Source organism: Bacillus sp. EB V-12 (assembly GCF_056158125.1).
Genome location: NZ_JBUXJL010000006.1, coordinates 236,731 through 256,111 on the forward strand (window position 1 = coordinate 236,731; position 19,381 = coordinate 256,111).

Genomic DNA, 19,381 nt, shown 5'->3' on the forward strand with positions numbered 1-19,381 from the left:
GGAAAATCTCCGATATAAATTTCATTTACTAACTATCCCTCCAAAAAACAAAAAAAGGTACCACCACAAGGTGATACCATTCCTTCTATTTGTGATTTTTCATAATTAATAAAACTGAAAGCTTATTATTTCCAATGTTTTTTCTTAATTTTTTTCATAATTCTCCTTACTAAAACCTACCTAAAACAATTATTGAATATTACTTTTATAATTAAGCAAAATTAAGTAACAATCATTGAAGGATTCTCAGACTGATAAAATTTATTTTAAATATAATATTTCAAAACACATTCAAACTGTACAAAGAAAAGAAAGTCTAAATTTTTATTTTTGGAACTTGATTGGGACAAGAAAGTCTAAACCAAAATCTTTTTAGATTTATATAATAACACGTCTGTTGATTATCTAAATTCTACCAAAAAATGAATGCAACAGAGAGATTCCTCTTGTACAATGTAAGTTACCACGTCCCACATATTGATTCAAAACTTTTTTTCAGAAGCAGAGCTCCAGGCGATTTTAATGGAGTTCAACCACACCGATACAGCCCGAAAATGCACGGTTTCTACTGTTATTTCTTATTTGATTAGTGCTGCGACAAATGAATGGAAAAGCTTGCATCACGCAGCCGATGTTGGTCCGAGTGTTGGACTCATTTCCGTCGATCATTCATCCTTGTCAAAACACATGAAAGCGCTAGATTACGCCATTATGAAACGTATTTTCGAAGTTATTGTTGGCAAGTTAAATCGAGCTACACGTCGAACGCTAAAGATGCCGAGAACGCTTCTTTCAATTGATTCGACGACTATTACTGTCGGTAAAACACGTTTACCATGGGCCGTTTATCACGGCGAACGTTCGGGCATAAAACTGCATGTCAGCTTCACAAACGAAACAGTGATGCCTCTTCAAATCGTTGAAACAACAGGGCTCAAACATGACGGTCCCATCGGCGTAAGCCTTGAGGATAAACGCTTTATTCTCGTTTGTGATCGCGCGTATTTTTCAATTGATAAAGTAGATTGCTACGTGACTGAAAAAGAAAAGCAACATTTTGTTATCCGATTAAAAGACAATGTTCAATTGAATCGCAAGAAATCACTAAAAGGCACACGTCCCACGGATTCAAATGTGACAGCTGATTTCACGTGCACAATCGGTACGCCACAAAAACAGACGAAAAAACGCCATCGTGTCGTGCAATTTACCGACTACGAAGGGAAAGACATGCGTGTCGTGACCAGTTTGATGAACGTGACAGCTGAAGAAATCGCCGCCATGTACAAATCGCGTTGGCCATCGAGTCCTTTTTCCGCTGGATTAAGCAGAATTTGAACGTTCCCGTGCTATTTGGCACAACATCAAATGCGGTGTTCAATCATTTGTTCGTAGCTATGATTGCCTACGTTTTACTAAAATTTCTTCACGTAAAAGGTAGTAAGAAAAAACATATCAAACCGTTGTCATTCGCAGGTTTCACACGCCTGTTTCTTTGTGATACTCTGCCGTTTGATTGGAGAATTTATTTGACAGAAATACTAGCATTCCATCGGCAAATAAACCAAATAAATACTGTATAATTTTGGTTAATCAACACATGTGGCTTTACATAAAACTAAAGAAAAAATGATTGAGCCATTACAAACAAGCCCCTTATAATAAAACAGATAAAGACTGGTCTTCTATATCTCGCTCTGATAATTCAATTAATTCGATTTCTCGCATACCATTGCAAACAGAAATCACATATTCTGCTCGATTAACATTGTAAAAATAAGAGGGAATCTTATGATCTAATGAATTAAAAGAGTTTAAGTTCATTGATAATCCCTTTCCAATACACTTTATGTAGGCTTCCTTTTTGGTCCAAATTTCATAAAATCGCTTATCCTGATAAGAAGTGTTCTCAGTAATATATGAAATCTCATTATTGTTGAAAAATCTTTCTGCTATATTTAGCTCTGCATTTTTTATTAATTCTATATCTACTCCTATTGGATAGTCTGAAATAGCTACAGCAATAGCATTTCTCGTATGAGATATATTAAATTCAAATTTAGAAACACTTCTTAACATAGGTTTACCATAGTAAGTTATATCAAAAACAATATCTTTGTTCTCAATATCCATATTACGGCATATTATAGTTCTTGTAAGCAATTCGGCATATAGACTTAATTTTTTATCTATATCAAACCTATAACGTTTAATTTTTTCTTGTTTTTCATTAGACACAAACGTTTGCATTAATTCAAACTTTGGATTATCTATTCTATCTGTTACACTAGCAAAATATAATTTACACATTTTTAATCTGTACGTTTAAACTCTCAACTTTAGAGACTACATAATTTATTAATGACCCAATAATAGGGAATTCCGATAATAGCAACATAGCATCATCAAATTCAAAACCATATGTTTTTTCGATCGCTACAATAATTTTAATAAAAGTAATAGATTCTAAAATATCTGTTACTTCACTTTCAAATGTATTTTTTTTGTTTTTAACAATACTTTCAATTTGTCTTAATAATTGTTCTTCCATTACTATATCCTCCGTTATACTTATACTAAAAGTCAATTGTAAGCACTTCCGGCCATGAATTTCACTTGTCCCCACCCGTGTATCCCACCGGCGTTCGCGTTATGCATTACGCTGATTCACACGTTCTGTATTCCGCTCATAGCGTTCTGCCCCAATGTCTTGGACTACTTCCGCCTCCATCTGGGGTTGCACCAGCACTTGCATTGCTTCTCTTAAAAAATCGACATTGCCTTCATTTCCGCTCTTGCGTAACAGCTCCAAAAGTGAGATTCTATCTATAGAAGCCACGGTTTTGATCCTCCTTCTAAAGTTGAGTCGCGTCACTTTAGTAGAATCATACCGTGGCTTCCCTTGTCAAAAGGCACAGTTCTTTTTTACACCACTACTTGAGACTTTAACGTTTCTCTCATTTGAATTAATTCAAAATAGAATTAATGGGGGAGATTACCCCCGTATTTCCAGGCGATCCAGGTGGGTGGCCTGGTAAATATTTTGAGTCTCTGTATCTTTAACAATAGTATTTACAATATCATTAGGATACCGATTCAAAAAAAAATGTTCTCCTTTAAACTTATGAAATTTCACGTTTCCTTCAACAACTTCACTCCATTTATGCATTTCATTGATATGAGTCGAAAAATCGCTATCCGCATAAAAAACGCTTACTCCACAACTTATTTTTTCTGCTTTGGGCTGAAACTTATAATTGTCCAAAATTATAAAATCTGCTCGCAAAATCGGAAGAAACATATCCATAATCTCTTTTGTATAAAACTCCTCTGGTATTCCCCCATATTGTTCCACCTTTGTCAAGAAAGTTTCATTAGTCATATTTTCAATGTCTTCTCTCTTTTCAAAAATATGTGGAGCATCTCGCCCAGAAAAAAACAGATGCCTTGGTTCCTTAGTTCCCATTTGCTTAAGTTTATAATATATCTCATAAGTCAATAAGGCTCCCATGCTGTGTCCAAATATAACATATTCATCGTCATATTCTAATTGTTCACTTATTCTTTTGGCGATATCTTCACTTGCTTCACCAACAGACTGGTAACAAGGCTCTGTGAATCGAGTTCCTCTTCCAGCCAATTCACATATACACAATTCATATCTATCCGGCAGTAGTTTTTTCCATTCATAATATGCATTTACCGACGCTCCAGCATATGGAATAGGAAATACTTTTATTTTATTTATTTCACTCACTCCTATGTTCAACTTGGGCCCACTATCATTACTATATAAACCTATAAGTATTCAAGATACATTTAATTGTACTTCTCTATCTCTCGCTGCTCTGCCAGCAACAAATTCACCATATCACTATAGCTATTCAAACCGTCTGTCTGATTATTTGCCTTCAGATATACATCATTTACATTTCTTGAAATACTTGAAATAACACCCTCATACTTATCCCGGTACTGCTCATTTTGTTCTATATCATGCTGCACCGCCTTGGACAGACTGGACATTATATCAGACGCCTGATCTGGATCCACTTTCTTTAGCTCAGATATAGAATAATCAAATGCTAGAAAAAAACCACTGTAAAGTATCATTGGATCATCCTGCTGCTTACATGCCAGATATGCTATAAAATTTGCCTCATCCTCATGCATGAAACCACTCTGATGTGCCAATTCATGTGCCATAGTAACAGGCACCAAGAAAACGGGCACATTAACATTGATATTGGATTCATAAGTAAAAGGGACAAAGATACCATTTATCCCTGCATGCGACATTAGCTTTGACATCACAACTGGTTTTGGTGTTGAGTATAAAGAATGCTCCAAAATAGGATATTCCTTTGATAACATTTGCATCGAGAACACTGCGTGTTGTGCATAATAATCAAAAGCCTCTGGTACTTGAGCCAAAAGATCAGTGTCCGCTAACTTTTCCCTTGCCAATTCCATTTCAACGGCAAGCGACTTACTCAATTTGACCAGTTCCTCCTTGCTGTAGTTCTCTTCTTTATATTCGGTATAAGACAAAAAAGAATATCTGTGATAGTTTATTCCACCCAAAATAGTATAACAAAAATATATCACGCTACAGATCGTAACTATTCCTAGAGCACCACGATAAACTACCATCCTACGTACACCTTTACTCATGATAACCTTGCGCACATAATAAACGATATAAAATAGAAAAAGTAACACAACCAACACGACGAGCCATTCACTAACAGAAAACTTGACCCAAGAAGGTACAAATCCTACTATTTTTGACAATAACGGATATACAGACCTACTGTATTTTTCCGCCCAATCCTGATGGTTCTGCGCGTATTTTGTCAGTATGTAAGCTATAACTCCAAGTGAAATCAACGGTAATCTCTTAAGTAAAAGCTTTTTTATAATGTACTCCCCCTATCCAATAAATATCGGATGTACTCCATGTAACCTAGTCATATCATTTCTTTATTTCAACATACTTTTCCTCATAAAAATCATGCTTATTAGAAAAAACATATTGATTCATAAAATCTATAGGAAGTACTTCATAAGCCCAGTAGGTACCATTAGGTCTATTACTTGAAATAACTTGTCGGGCGATTTCAGCAGCCACTGTACCCGTTAACTCTGAACTCGTTTCCATTTGTAAATTCAATCTGCACCTAACATCCTTTCCATTTTTCACTCCTGTAGCATCAATGACTAAAGCTATCCATTCCTCTTTAGGTTGCTCCTCTAAACTAATGTCTAGTTTTTTCAGGGCTTCTTCAACCGAAGACTCAAGTTGCATTTGATAAAATTGCATTGCTAAACGAAAAATATTATCATTTGCTGCTATATTGTACCAGTGGAGTTCTTGTACCGAACTAACTTCCAGAATATCAATGATCTCTTGACTTAAATACGGTTTCTTATAGACAGGGACATCCACTTCAGGTACAAATTCTTTCTTCATCATATTTATATTTTCCGTTTTAACACAATGATCACTCCAATAAGAATCTGTTTTTCCAATTACACTATGGCCACTCATTAATATATCTGAGATAGAAGTTTTCGTATAATGTTCCGCACCACCAATATAACAATTCACATACTTCGTTTCGTCTAATAAATGATTTATTACTCGTTTTAATAGCAGACCTGTAATTCCAGGACAAAAACCAGCTCCTATGTAATTTACACCGTTAGCTTTAAGCTCTATTTGCTCCTGACTCAATAATAAAGCATTGGAAGCATCGACATATTTTGCTCCTACTTCCATAGCTGCCTGAGCAACTCTATCTTTAATTATAAATTCAGGCCCTGCACAATTAATGACAACCGTACAATCAGTACAGAACGCAATCAAGTTCTCCCAGTCAGAAACATCCAGGAATTGGTAGTTAAAATTATTAAGGTTCATTAATGCTGTAGGTTCACGCCGCTGTCCGCCCTTAACAATAAAGTCTTTACATAAGTTCTTACAGATGACTTCACCAATCATTCCGCCACACCCAACAACTGCGATTTGCTCCATCCGTACGACACCCCTTTCATCTTATACAAGATTTAAAATACGAGACTAGTTATACCTTTCTCTATTAAAAGATCATTATTATGTCTACTCAACATACTCAATGCATAAAATCTTTGTTTGGCTTCCATTAATTTATGATACGTGCCGTGTTCTTCAATTTTCCCATTATTCAATAAGACAATTTCATCATATCCACTAAGAATTGATTCATCCAGCCTATGAGTAATGGAAATTCTCGTAATGCCCTGCATTTCACTTAACATACACTCAAGGTCACTAGCTGTTTGATTGTCCAACGCTGAAGTCGCCTCGTCCATAAGTAATATAGGTGATTTTCTCAGGAGTGCTCTTGCTATAGAAATTCTCTGTTTTTCCCCACCTGAAAAATGGATTCCATTTTCTCCACATAATACATCAAAGCCGCCTCTGTCATGAATCAATTTCTGTAACATACTCTTCTTTATTACTTGCTCAAACTCATCTGTGTCACATTCACGAAACAATTTAATATTTTGTTCAATCGTATCATCAAAGATAAAACAGTCCTGATGAATAAAACTAACATTTTGGAAAATGGACTGATCACTTATTTTCTCAAGATCAACCCCGTCATACCTGATATTTCCTTCATACCCATCATAAAACCCAGTCAACATCTTTAATAAGGTTGTCTTTCCACTCCCACTTGTTCCTACAATGGCATAAGACTTTCCATATTCAAATTCAAAATTAATATCATCTAAAATTTTTTTCCCATCTACGCTTAACGAAAGCCCATTTAGAGAAATTTTATTACTGAATTTAGGGATATCAATTCTTTGAGTTTGATCCGTTTTTGCCTCTCCAATTTTATTGAAATTCATTAATAAAGCCCGACTGGCCTGCCTTTTGGTAAAACCGGTTATGAGTCTATTAATGGGAACTGTTACGCAATTTAACAATTGAATAAAAGCCATAATCTCTCCTACTGTAATTTCTCCTTTCATTAGCTGCTGAGTACCCACAATAAATATGACTACAGCAACAAGAAAAGTTGAAATATCAGTAAGTGACATAATGAGTGACAACAGATTTTCGTATACCATTTTTGCTTTTTCCTGCTTGTTCGCCTTTGCCTTTGCCCTTTCAAAAATCTCCTTTTCGATGTTAAAGCTCTTAACAACCTGATTTCCAGACAATATATCTTTAATGAAAGATACATAATTTTTATTTTGCTCAGCCACTTCACCTTGTGCTTTTTGCATACGATTATTAAATATACTCGAAACTGCAAGTGGAATGATACAAGTGAGTAATATACTCAATGCAAGGAATGAATTAATGATAAACATCGCAAGCACTCCACCTACAAGCATAGCTAGCTGAACAAATATTTCCACGGTCCCTTTTATATAATCGTTTTGAATTATCGTTATATCATTTGACAATCGTGATATGTAGGTTCCATTACTCTCCTTGTTGAAACTTCTCATATCTAACCGCAAAATATTTTCAACAAGGGTATTTTTCAGGTTTAACGTTGCCCTTTTTGTATATAAATTTTTAACAGCATACCCCACATACATTCCCACTGCACCTAAAGGCAATAAAATAACGGAAACAGTAGTCACCTTAATGATATTGTCAATATCTTTATTAATAGAATAATCAATAAACTTTTGTAGTATAATTGCCAATGCAATAAACAGAATAGATGTCATGATACCAAGTAAGCAGGACAAAATAAATAAGCCTATATTCTTTTTGTATATGCTTTTTGAAATTTTTTCATTCATACTATAAGCCCTCTTCTTGTTTCTAATTTCAATTAGAGCATGTTTAATTAACACTCCAATTGTTTATTGCTAGATCATGTGCTTATTGCTCTCGAATATATAGCGTACTTTCCCCTTTCAGATATTTTGGATGGGGTCGCCACGAGCATAAGCACATGATCCGGCATCATTAAATATTCTTCATGACATCCTTAAGGAGCTCTTCTTCAATTGTAATACCCGAAACACGGGCACTCAGAATATCGTTATGAGTGTAAAAGTGCATTCCAACTCCGAGGTCTTCACCATCTACAACCATTGTTTCTAAAGAAATCTCCTCTGATAATATGCTATCTTTACTTGCATATTTATGAAGTATTCCTTGATAGTTAATGATTGGAATTAGATTTATCATGTAATCAACACCATACTTTTGCGATATGAGCAACAGCTTCTCTGTAATTGCACGTTTATCAACACTATTTTTGCCTAATGCTAATAGAACTTGCGCTTGCGTTTTGGTATTAATATCAAATATAAAATAATCCAAATTTAAAGATAATCCCAACATTTTCTTGTTTAGATCGTTTCTGTTATGTTCCATAATGGCAAATGGTATTCTAGGTAATTTTTCAAATAAATCACTGTACATAAGCCCTGATAAGAATTCCATTGCTGTTTCATTGGGATATTCGTTAAATTTCTGGATTTGTAAATCATTTAGTTTTATATCAATTTTTGTAACTATTTTAGAATCTCTTCGAGAGTTCAACCTAGATGCCTTCTTAGCAACTTCAAGATATTTTTCAATCTCCATCTCTTGCTCCCCAGAGATTTCTAAACTCTTAACTTGATTTTGAATTATTTTGCAATAATTTATATAAGAATACTCTTTTTGCGTGTTAAATCTGTTCGTTAAAGCTTCATAAATCATAGTCTGTAACAAATCTTGCGAAAATCCGTCCCATACAAGATGATGAATCGCGCTAAGTACCAAGCAATTATTCTCATCTATTTCACAAATCAAAAATCTAGATAATAGCTTGCCATCTGCCAGAAAATCTAATTCATTAACAATTTTTTGGAGATTTCCAACAGATAATAACCCTAAACTACCTTTCATAATTGGAATTTCCCAATCATCAGTATATTCGTATTCTTCTAAATAACGCATTTTCTGATTGAGCTTTGTTCTTAATGCACCATGCATGGAAATTATCTTCTTTATTGCTAAATAGACACTTCTCGCACTGCTTTCTATGCTTATTATGTTAGTGATAGCATCAGTATCTTGACGTAAAAACACTTCCTGACCCGCTAGTAATTGGCAATTTGAAAAACAACGTGCTTTAAGATAATTGTTTCCATAATGATTCAATTCCTTCTGGATGGCGATCCTCAAATCACTGTCACGGTTATCCTCAAGCCAATTATTATCGGTATATGTTACATCCGCTGAAGTTCTTGCTACTTCCTTAATATTTTCACAGATCAGCCTTGCTGTCTGTTGATTCATTAAATCCGCAACAGAAAGTTCATAGCCTTGTTGCCGCAACTTTGAAACCACCCTAATTGCTTTGATTGAGTCTCCTCCCAGTTCAAAGAAGCTGTCTTCAATGCTGATGGGTGACACGCCCAGAATCTCTTCGTATACCTCGACTACTGCTTGCTCTTTTTTAGTTCTAGGTGCTATATATTCACGTCCCGCCAAAACATCCGGTTCAGGCAATGCTTTCCTGTTCAGCTTCCCGTTCTGGTTCAGTGGTATTGTCTCAATCTGCATCATGAATGCTGGTATCATATAATCCGGCAGTTCTTTTCTCAGCCCATCCCTGATTTTAGAAATGTCCAGTTTCTGAGTTCCGTCTGTCGCTACTAGGTATGCGCATAAGCTCTTGCCACCTCTCGCTTCCAACGCAATGACTGCCGCATTTAATATACCCGGCTGATTCCTTAGAACGCTCTCGATCTCGTACAACTCTATCCGATATCCTCGGATTTTAACCTGCTCATCTATTCTTCCCAGGTATTCTATATCCCCGTTAGGCAGCCATCTCGCCAAATCTCCGGAGCGGTATAACTTCCCCTCTCCATAGGGATTGTCGATAAACTTCTCCGCTGTTAATTCAGGCTGGTTTAGATATCCTTTGGCTACTCCGTCTCCTGCGATGCATAGCTCACCAGGAATCCCTACGCCACATAACTCCATCTCATTCAGTATATATAGCTGTATATTGGCAATGGGATGTCCGATTCCTACACTTAAACCCTTATCTTTTTCGCTGGAATAGACATAGTCACAGCATCCTACGGTAGTCTCTGTAGGGCCATATTCGTTATGAATCTTTACGCTGTCTCCCAATAGCTTCTGCGTTTTCCATGCAGTATCTGTTGTTAACTCTTCTCCACCGACAATCAGTGTTTCTAAATTCGGTACATCTACGCCGTCTGCATAAGTTTCCAGCATCTTTAAATGAGAAGGGGTAAGCTTCAGGAAGGTTACCCTGTTATCTTTTAATGCTGCCCTTAACCTTTCCTCCGTGTCTCCTCCCTTTAGTAGAAGACATCCACCACTGATAAGCGGTAAATACAAGGAAGTTATTGAGAGGTCGAAACTTAAGCTTGTAATTAATACCGTCGTACAAGCTTCCTTCTGGTATTCTTGATCTGCATACGACAAGTAATGATCCAAATTGCCTCGTGTCACCGCCACACCTTTGGGCTTTCCTGTCGTTCCTGATGTGTAAATCACATAGGCTATGTCACTTTTTTCAACAGCACACGCTGGATTTGTCTCTTTCTCACCCAGATCTTCAAGATTCATCGAGATGAATGGGACTTCCGTTTCCATAGTCTTCTCTCTTGTTAAAATGACCTTGGGTGCTGCATCGTTTAAGATATGCTCTATTCGTTCCTTCGGAAACGCTGGATCAATCGGTACATAGGAGGCTCCACTCTTTAGCACGCCTAAAATTCCAATAATCGTTTCCACTTCCAGTGAAGTCATGATGGCAACTCTATCATTGGGCTGGACACCTAACGAAATCAGTTCCCATGCCAATGCATTTGCCTTTCGATTTACTTCTCCATAACTAAGTACTCCCGTTTCGTATTCGATTACCGTCTTCTCGGGTGTCTGTTCTGTATGTGTCTCGAATAACTCTACTACCGTATGATTCTGTGCATACTCCGTATGTGTATCATTGAAAGCGGTTAATATTCTTTGTTGTTCTTCCTCACTGACCATGTTTAAATCAGACAATTTCATTTCGGGGTTAGCTGCCATTATTTTAAGCAAAGTCGACATCCGAACAAGAAGGCATCTTACCTCGTCTAATGCATATTTCCCCGAATTATACATTACAGCAAGTTGTAAAGTTCCCTGTATAAACGCAGTCATGGATATATCATAATTGACCTCCTCCCTTTCACTCTCCAGTTCTATATTAAATCCAGATATTCCGTCATATGCCGATTTGTCAACATAATAATTCTCGAATACAAACAGCGTTTGTATCAAATTGTTTCCAATCCTACTACTGCTCTGCATTTCTGTCAGTGAACTGTACTCGTATTTCATGCTCTTGATTGCCTGTGCCTGCATCCCCTTGAGTAGTTCGCTCACTGTTTGCCCATCCTTACTCGTTATACGCGAAGGAATTGTATTAATGAACAACCCTACCGCTTGATCAATCCCTAGTAGATTAGCGTTCCTTCCCGAGACAACCTTACCAAAAACAACGTCTCTGCTTCCATTATATTTCTGTAACAACAGCCCCCATGCCGCCTCAACCACAGTACTTACCGTTACATTCAGTTGACTAGCCATTTTCTCTATCGCCTTTGTTGTTTCTCCCGACACCGCCAATTCCTCAAGTCGAGATTCAGCTTCTTGATTATTCTCGATTCCCAACGGTGGGACTGTTATCACGGAGTTGTAATCTTCCAGCAACCTGTTCCAATACATAAGAGCTTCTTTTTTGTTTTGTTTCTCAAACCATCTGATATACTCGCTGTATGGTAAAATTTGTTTCTTTTCTGCTTCCAACAGCTTTTCCATCTGTACCCTGCTGGCACCACCGTTTATCAGCTCGTAATACTTGATAAAGTCCCGAAACAGTAGTGACGTACACCATCCATCCATAATGATGTGATGTTTTGTCCACAAAAGCGTACATTGGTTTTCCCCCATACGCAAAACTGTAAGCCGCAGTAAGCTATCTTCTGTTAAATCAAACCCGCGTGCGATATCCGCCTTCTTTAACACTTCTTTTTCTTCCAGACTGTAAACATTGATTTCACGGAGTTCTATGGGCCGATCCCGTACGACTACCTGCAAAGGCCTTTCAGCCCTATCTGTCAATATTTTCGTCCGCAATACCTCATATTTTCCTGCTAGAATATCAAGACTTGTCCTCATATTTTCCATATTGAGATTTTTATGGATATTAAGTACTGTCTGCAGCACATAGCTTGTCGCACTTTTATCAAACAATTTATGGAATAAAATTCCTTCCTGTAGTGGCGTCATTCCGTATATTTTTTCAATTTCACCAGTCACCGCAAGTTCTTTCAATTCCCTATATGACATATCGGGTATTCCATAATCCGATGGTGTTTTTACCACACCTTGTTTTGATAAACTCGTCTCGACAACATCCGTAATCGCTCTTTCATAAGCCAACACAAATGCCTGAACGTCTTCTTCTGCATACAGTCCCATATCATATGTCAAATCAAATCTTAATCGCCCATTCAAAATAGCTCCATTCAGAGACAGTCCTGTTTTTTCTGAATTTTTTTCAGATATATTTCGGCCTAATGACATTTCCGACATTGATATACCTTCATAGCTATCAAGTTCGTTATCCAGTGCTCCGAGATAATTGAACATTATTTCCGCACTCATACTAAGTATTTCCTTGTTACCCAGATGTTTCAATACCCCATATCCAAGTCCGTGGTTTGGAACCTGACGCAAGGCTTCTTTTGTCTCAATGATTGTTTCTTCTACCGTTGCCCCTGTCTTCAAGACCACATAATATACACTCGTAAACCATCCAACCGTGCGGTCTATGGCTATCTCTTTATCTATTGCCTCTCTACCGTGCCCTTCCATTTCTATGGTTATCTGTTTTGTGTTTTTCCATCGATTTACCGCAACTGCCAGTGATGCCAATAGTAAGTCATTTATTTCTGTTCCGTATGTCTTCCCTGCTTCAAACAGCAACTTCCTCGTCGTTTCAGAATTAATTTCCACTACTTTGGTTTTGTATCGGCCACTCGCTGTTCCAATGCTCAGTGCCTCGGTGTTCTCCGATTTTTTTGCTATATTCCCCCAATATTCAGCCTCATCCAAGAGTGTTTCACTCTCAGCATATTGCGTCAGAGCCTCCGCCCAGTCTTTGAACGAAGCAGTTTTCTTTGGCAATGTGATTTTCCCCGTTTCCTGCATCTGCCGATATCCGGTAAACAAATCTGCCAGTATAATCCTCCATGACACACCATCTATTACCAGATGGTGTACACAGATCAGTAAATGATCACTACTATCTGTATGGAACAACCCTATTTTCACCAGAGGGCCTTCCGCAAGATCTATGCTTGCCTGTATTTTGTTACTTGCACACTTTATCTCTTTCGCTACATCTTCTGTGTTGGTATAATCATTCTCGTACCAGTCGTACAACTTGCTTTTTTCTATCGGTAGCGTGATTTGACGCTGTCCGTGGTACACATTCCTCAGCACATCATGATGTTTAACGACCTCAGCAATTGCCTCTTTCAAGTAAGGTACATAAAACCTTTCCTTACTTTTTAACATTAACGCTTGATTGAAATGACCTGAAACCGCATGATTCTTGCTGAAAAATTCATGTTGTATCGGAATTAATGGAATTTCCCCATTGACTTCTCCTTGTTCATACACTTGACTTACTTTGCTCACCTTCATATTTTCACAGATCAGCCTTGCTGTCTGTTGATTCATTAAATCCGCAACAGAAAGTTCATAGCCTTGTTGCCGCAACTTTGAAACCACCCTAATTGCTTTGATTGAGTCTCCTCCCAGTTCAAAGAAGCTGTCTTCAATGCTGATGGGTGACACGCCCAGAATCTCTTCGTATACCTCGACTACTGCTTGCTCTTTTTTAGTTCTAGGTGCTATATATTCACGTCCCGCCAAAACATCCGGTTCAGGCAATACTTTCCTGTCCAGCTTCCCGTTCTGGTTCAGTGGTATTGTCTCAATCTGCATCATGAATGCTGGTATCATATAATCCGGCAGTTCTTTTCTCAGCCCACCCCTGATTTTAGAAATGTCCAGTTGCTGAGTTCCGTCTGTCGCTACTAGGTATGCGCATAAGCTCTTGCCACCTCTCGTTTCCAACGCAATGACTGCCGCATTTGATATACCCGGCTGATTCCTTAGAACGCTCTCGATCTCGTACAACTCGATCCGATATCCTCGGATTTTAACCTGTTCATCTATTCTTCCCAGGTATTCCATCTCTCCGTTAGGCAGCCATCTCGCCAAATCTCCAGAGCGGTATAACTTCCCTTCGCCATATGGATTGTCGATAAACTTCTCCGCTGTTAATTTAGGCTGGTTTAGATAGCCTTTGGCTACTCCGTCTCCTGCGATGCATAGCTCACCAGGAACGCCTACATCACATAACTCCATCTCATTCAGTATATAAAGCTGCATATTGGCAATGGGATGTCCGATTCCTACACTTAAACCCTTATCTTTTTCGCTGGAATAGACATAGTCACAGCATCCTACGGTAGTCTCTGTAGGGCCATATTCGTTATGAATCTTGACCCTGTCTCCTAATAGCTTCTGCGTTTTCCACGCCGTATCTGTGGTGAACTCCTCTCCACCGACAATTAGCGCTTCTAAATTTGGGACATCTACGCCGTCTGCATAGGTTTCCAGCATTTTTAGATGGGAAGGGGTAAGTTTAAGGAAGGTTACCCTGTTATCTTTGAATGCTGCACGCAGCCTTTCCTCCGCGTCTCCTCCCTTTAATAGAAGAGATCCACCACTAATCAGCGGTAAGAACAAGGACGTTACGGAAAGGTCGAAACTTAAGCTTGTAATTAATACCGTCGTACAAGCTTCCTTCTGGTATTCTTGATCTGCATACGACAAGTAATGATCCAGATTGCCTCGTGTCACCGCCACACCTTTGGGCTTTCCTGTCGTTCCTGATGTGTAAATCACATAGGCTATGTCACTTTTTTCAACAGCACACGCTGGATTTGTCTCCTTCTCACCCAGATCTTCAAGATTCATCGAGATGAATGGGACTTCCGTTTCCATAGTCTTCTCTCTTGTTAAAATGACCTTGGGTGCTGCATCGTTTAAGATATGCTCTATTCGTTCCTTCGGAAACGCTGGATCAATCGGTACATAGGAGGCTCCACTCTTTAGCACGCCTAAAATTCCAATAATCGTTTCCACTTCCAGTGAAGTCATGATGGCAACTCTATCATTGGGCTGGACACCTAACGAAATCAGTTCCCATGCCAATGCATTTGCCTTTCGATTTACTTCTCCATAACTAAGTACTCCCGTTTCGTATTCGATTACCGTCTTCTCGGGTGTCTGTTCTGTATGTGTCTCGAATAACTCTACTACCGTATGATTCTGTGCATACTCCGTATGTGTATCATTGAAAGCGGTTAATATTCTTTGTTGCTCTACCTCACTGACCATGTGGAGTTCAGACAATTTCATTTCAGGGTTAGCAATCACCCTGTCCAGCAACACCTTAAAATGCTCCAGTATGACCTGTGCTGAAGTCTCGGTAAATAAATCACTGCAATATACCAGATCTAAAGCGTACCCCTCTTCATACGCTGTAGCTTGTAAATCCAAATCAAATTTGGCATCAATGAAAGGAATGCCCAGCATCTCTACCTGTGCTTCGCCCATCGTAAGATGGATTTCCTCGTTATTCTGCATGGTAAACATCACGTCAAACAGCGGATTGCGTGACAGATCACGGCGTACTTCTACTTCCTCTACCAATTCTTCAAACGGGTATTCTTGATTCTCATATGCATTCAATGCCAACTCTTTGATCTCGCTTAAAAATTCTAAGAACGTTTTTTCAGCCCTTGGATACCCTCTCATTGCCAGCGTATTGACAAACATGCCGGCTATTGTCTCGGTGTCCTGATGCACTCGGCCTGAGATGGGTGTTCCTACCACGATATCTTGTTGCCTGCTGTATTTATGCAGTTCTATCATAAATACAGCCAGTAAGGTCATGTAATCTGTCGTTCCCTGTTGTTTATTTATATTTTGAATGCCAGCTTTCTGCTCTTGGCTAAGCTGAACAGACACTTGGGCTCCTTTGTAACTTTGGATTTTGGGACGTGGATAGTCCGTCACCAAATCCAAAACCGGTGCCTCTTCTTTGAATACTTCTTTCCAATAGTTTCTCTGACTCTCCAGGTTTCTGCCACGCATCCATTCACTATAATCCTTGTATTGGATTTCAAGTGGTTGTAATTCTTCACCGTTATACAATCGTGAGAAATCTTCGATTAATATATTTAGCGTCTGATGATCGGAAATAATATGGTGCATATCAAATAGTAAAATATAGTTGTTCTGATTTCTTTCTTTGACTACTTTAAAACGCATGAGCGGTGCTGTTCCGATGTCAAACGGGCGTACAAATTGTTCCCTGTCAGCGTCACTGTAGCTGTCGGTCTCTTCATATTCCACTTGGTAGAATACCTCGTCTGCAATGACTTGATATGCTCCTTCTTCGGTCATTACAAAACTTGTTCGCAGCGACTCATGACGCTTAATCAGACGATCTATGGCTTGTTGTATTTTTTCTAAATCAAGGTTACCCGTTACTTCTAGCGCTGACGCCATGTTATATGCAGTACTGTTGCCTTCCATCTGATCCAGAATAAACAATCGTTTCTGTGTAGAGGATGCTGGATAAGCTTCTCTCTGTTCTGCTTGTGGTATTGGACTATATTCGCCTTCTCCCGCGGCCTCAATCTTTCTCGCCAACATGACAGGAGTTGGTGAACTAAATATATCTTTGACTGGCAAACGAATCCCTGTCTTCTTCTCGATGGCATTAATGGCTGCCGTCGCTTTTAACGAATGTCCTCCCAGTTCAAAGAAACTATCCTCTATGCCGACTGGAGATATTCCTAGAATTTCCCCAAATACATCTACGATTGCCTGCTCCGTCTTATTACTTGGTGGTACGTAGTTCAAACTTTCTAACATATCTGGCTCTGGCAGCCTAGTTTTATCCAGCTTCCCATTTATGGTTATTGGAAATTCATCGATCTGGATCATAAAGGCAGGAATCATATACTCTGTTACTTCTTCTCTTACCGCTTCTTTAATTTGGGGTATACTTAGTTCCTGCCCCTTTTCTGCAATGAGATATGCACAGAGAATATCATCATTTCCAACTTCTTTTACAATAACGACAGCATCTGCAATATTACTCTGCTTTCTTAATACACTTTCAATTTCACCTAACTCTATCCTGTAACCACGGACTTTCACTTGTTCATCTATTCGACCTAAATACTCTATATTTCCATCTGGCTGCCAACGTGCTAAATCTCCTGTACGGTACAGTTTTCCTTCACCGAAGGGATTCTTAATAAACTTCTTATCTGTCAATTCTGGCTGATTTAAATAACCTCTTGCTAAACCATCTCCTGCAATACACAACTCACCAGGTATTCCAATCCCGCATAGCTCCATTTCATTTAGAAGATATACCTTTGTATTTGCAATCGGACGTCCAATGGAAATTGAAGTAGAGTCTGTATTCACTCTAAAACTAGTTGCATTTACAGTAGACTCCGTAGGCCCATATGTGTTAAGCACTTCTACTCTTTCCGCCCATTTTTTTAAGCTTTCTAGACTACCTGCCTCTCCACCTGACTCCAGCAAACGAAGCGTCGGTAATGCGTCAACACACAACCCGTCTATTAACTTAGGTGTCAATGAAGCTGTTGTAACATTATTTCGATCGATATATTTTTGTAGTTGCTCCATATCATAGGTTAAATGTTTTGGTACAATGCATAATGCCGCACCATTGCATAGTGCAGGGAAGATATCTCCCACCGCTTGGTCAAAAGATATATTTGCAAATTGCAGCACCGTATCCTTGTCGCTTAGTGCAAATGTCTCCTGATATGTGACCCACATATTGACCACATTTCGATGTTCAATTAAAACTCCTTTAGGATTTCCAGTTGTACCCGAGGTGTAGATACAATACACTAAATCATTAGACCTGTTAACGTGCAAAAGATTGTCCGTTTCATTAGCATAATTATTCTCATCTTCTAAATCTAATACTGGTATCTCTACCTTCCCTGGCAGCTTATTCTTATACGTCAATACAATCTTTGGACTACTGTCCTCCAGCATATAGTGAATTCTATTATCTGGATATTCAGGATTGATGGGTACATAAGCTCCCCCTGCCTTGATGATGGCTAATATCCCTACAATCATTTCCATGCTGCGTTCTGTCACTAGAGCCACTAGATCGTTTGGAGCCACTCCTAAATCCCGAAGAGTTCGCGCCAACTGATTTGCTCTTTCATTCAGCTCGGCATATGTCATCTTATTATCATCAAATTTAAGTGCAATATTTCCTGCTGTTTTCTCTACCTGATTCTCAAATAAGCTGACAGCTGTTTGTTCTCGAGAGTATTCTACATTCGTTGCATTGAAATCAACCAAGATCTTCTCTTGTTCTCTGAGATCAAGCATATGCAGATCTTTAAGTTTTTTGCCTGGATGTGTTATGGCTTCCTCAAGCAGCGTTACATAATGCCTTGCCATATATTCAATCGTTTCTTGTTTGAATAAATCTGTGCAATACTCAAAATCTATCTCATACCCTTCTGGCATACATTCAACCAGAACGGATAAGTCAAACTTTGAGACATTTCTTTTAATGAATGCACTTTTTCCGCCCAATAGGCCTTGCATTTCCGTCGGTTTTTTCTTTTCTTTTAATCCGAACATAAAATCAAAAATTGGATTTCTTGAGAGATCTCTTTTCTTCTCTACGGCTTCAACTAAATCTTCAAATTGGTATTCTTGGTTATCATAAGCCTGCAGACACTTCTCCTTCACAGCTAATATCAAATGCTCAAAGGTCTCATCCGGACTAACTTCTCCCTTGATCACCAGAGTATTGACAAACATCCCCAACATACCCTTAGTATCTGCATGAACTCGGCCTGACACGGTAGTTCCTACAATAATATCCTTTTGGCGACTATATTTGGCTAATAATAAAATGAACACAGATAGGGTAACCATAAATTCAGTAGCACCATGCTTTAGGGCTAGATTTTTAACCCCTGAGCTTAATGGCTCCTTTACCTTTGCTACAACATTGTCTCCCCTGAAAGACTGGATTTGAGGACGGAGGAAATCCGTCTTCAAATCCACCCTAGCAATTTCACCAGCGAATTCCCTCTTCCAATACTCTTCCTGTCTTGAGATGTCATAAAAATTCTGCCATACACTGAAATCTTTATATTGAACACGGTTAGAATTTTTATTCAT

Annotated in this window: 8 protein-coding genes and 1 pseudogene; 1 reads left to right on the forward strand and 8 read right to left on the reverse strand. The window is 38.5% G+C overall.

What is annotated here, in order from left to right:
- Positions 1-522: 522 nt before the first annotated feature.
- The gene (locus ACZDYH_RS20190) at positions 523-1,338 is read left to right on the forward strand and encodes an IS4 family transposase (protein ID WP_290102024.1); all 816 of its coding nucleotides are present in this window, start codon (positions 523-525) and stop codon (positions 1,336-1,338) included.
- 318 nt (positions 1,339-1,656) lie between these two features.
- Here ACZDYH_RS20190 and ACZDYH_RS20195 read toward each other — a convergent pair whose 3' ends face one another.
- From ACZDYH_RS20195 to ACZDYH_RS20230, 8 genes and pseudogenes are all read right to left on the reverse strand, one after another.
- Positions 1,657-2,310: a 4'-phosphopantetheinyl transferase family protein gene (locus ACZDYH_RS20195; protein WP_000335226.1), complete on the reverse strand. Its 654-nt coding sequence runs from the start codon at positions 2,308-2,310 to the stop codon at positions 1,657-1,659.
- Positions 2,303-2,551: a phosphopantetheine-binding protein gene (locus ACZDYH_RS20200; protein ID WP_434713103.1), complete on the reverse strand. Its 249-nt coding sequence runs from the start codon at positions 2,549-2,551 to the stop codon at positions 2,303-2,305. Before ACZDYH_RS20200 ends, ACZDYH_RS20195 begins: the two co-directional genes overlap by 8 nt.
- Positions 2,552-2,653: 102 nt before the next feature.
- Positions 2,654-2,839: pseudogene (locus ACZDYH_RS20205) on the reverse strand (transposase); the annotation flags it as partial.
- A gap of 156 nt (positions 2,840-2,995) precedes the next feature.
- Complete coding sequence (locus tag ACZDYH_RS20210) at positions 2,996-3,769, reverse strand: thioesterase II family protein (protein WP_042635520.1); 774 nt, start codon at positions 3,767-3,769, stop codon at positions 2,996-2,998.
- A gap of 50 nt (positions 3,770-3,819) precedes the next feature.
- Complete coding sequence (locus ACZDYH_RS20215; RefSeq protein ID WP_353938248.1) at positions 3,820-4,890, reverse strand: DUF3810 domain-containing protein; 1,071 nt, start codon at positions 4,888-4,890, stop codon at positions 3,820-3,822.
- A gap of 85 nt (positions 4,891-4,975) precedes the next feature.
- Positions 4,976-6,037 (reverse strand): saccharopine dehydrogenase NADP-binding domain-containing protein, encoded by a 1,062-nt coding sequence (locus ACZDYH_RS20220; RefSeq protein ID WP_000434926.1) that lies wholly within the window; start codon positions 6,035-6,037, stop codon positions 4,976-4,978.
- Positions 6,038-6,069: 32 nt separating this feature from the next.
- Positions 6,070-7,812: an ABC transporter ATP-binding protein gene (locus tag ACZDYH_RS20225; RefSeq protein ID WP_098221768.1), complete on the reverse strand. Its 1,743-nt coding sequence runs from the start codon at positions 7,810-7,812 to the stop codon at positions 6,070-6,072.
- 169 nt (positions 7,813-7,981) lie between these two features.
- A complete protein-coding gene (locus ACZDYH_RS20230) occupies positions 7,982-19,381 on the reverse strand; it encodes an amino acid adenylation domain-containing protein (RefSeq protein WP_474887053.1) in 11,400 nt (3,799 codons plus the stop codon).